The 213-nt window shown below is 33.3% G+C and carries 1 pseudogene; it reads left to right on the plus strand.

Going from position 1 to position 213, the window contains the following annotated elements:
• Positions 1 to 48: 48 nt before the first annotated feature.
• A pseudogene (locus LQ611_RS14075) lies at positions 49 to 213 on the plus strand (IS6 family transposase); the annotation flags it as partial.

Here is a 213-nt window from a genome sequence, read left to right on the forward strand (position 1 = left end):
TGCAAAGTTGAATTTATAGTATAATTTTAACAAAAAGGAGTCTTCTGTATGAACTATTTCAGATATAAACAATTTAACAAGGATGTTATCATTGTAGCCGTTGGCTACTATCTAAGATATGCATTGAGTTATCGTGATATATCCGAAATATTAAGGGAACGTGGTGTAAACGTTCATCATTCAACGGTCTACCGTTGGGTTCAAGAATATGCC

The sequence above is a fragment of the Mammaliicoccus sp. L-M44 genome, from assembly GCF_022386355.1.
In the GTDB taxonomy this organism is placed as follows: domain Bacteria; phylum Bacillota; class Bacilli; order Staphylococcales; family Staphylococcaceae; genus Mammaliicoccus; species Mammaliicoccus sciuri_A.